This window comes from Mesorhizobium sp. M2A.F.Ca.ET.039.01.1.1, assembly GCF_003998035.1.
Taxonomy (GTDB): Bacteria; Pseudomonadota; Alphaproteobacteria; order Rhizobiales; family Rhizobiaceae; genus Mesorhizobium.
The window spans coordinates 1-728 of sequence record NZ_RZRY01001380.1; the positions used below are offsets into that span (position 1 = coordinate 1).

Annotated in this window: 1 protein-coding gene; it reads right to left on the bottom strand. The window is 64.0% G+C overall.

Going from position 1 to position 728, the window contains the following annotated elements; translation table 11 throughout:
- Positions 1-63: 63 nt before the first annotated feature.
- Positions 64-728 (bottom strand): sulfatase/phosphatase domain-containing protein (locus tag EOA24_RS39985; RefSeq protein WP_145992589.1); only part of this gene is annotated, 665 nt, incomplete at its 5' end.

Consider the following 728-nt stretch of genomic DNA (forward strand, 5'->3'; position numbering starts at 1 on the left):
CCGTCGAGGTGACGGCGTAGGCGTGCCTCAGATGATCAAGTGGTGGGACGAGAATGTCTGCCATCATTCGCCTCTCGGATACCGTTTGCTCTCTTCGAGATTGTCGAGGTTCATGTGGTTGCGCATGTAGCGTTCCGACGCCTTCTGCAGCGGCTGGAACTCCCAGGGGTAGTAAGCGCCGTTGCGCAGCGCCGGGTAGACGACCCAGCGGCGCGCCTGGCTTTCACGGACTGCGGCGTCGAAGCCTGCCATGTCCCAGCGCGCGCGGACCTTTTCCATGAAGGCCGAGACCAGATCGGCGTAGGCCGGGTTGGTCGCGAGATTGTCGAGCTCGCGCGGATCGGCGACGAGATCGAAGAGCTGCGGCGGATCGAGCTCGCAATGGACGAATTTGTATTTGCCCTCGCGGATCGCCACCATCGGCGCGTAGGAGCCTTCAGCCGCATATTCCATCAGCACCGGCGCCGAGCGCTCCTTGCCGGCGGCAAGCGGCAGCAGCGACAGGCCGTCCGTCCACGGCGCGATCCCGCTCATGTCGATGCCGGCGAGGTCGCAGAGCGTCGGCGCCACGTCGAGATTGGAGGCAGGCGTCTCGATCAGTCCGGCCTTGATGCCTTTGCCGGACATCATCAAAGGCACCCGCGCCGCCCCTTCGTAGAAGCACATCTTGAACCACAGGCCGCGCTCGCCCAGCATGTCGCCATGGTCGGAGCAGAACAGAATGATCG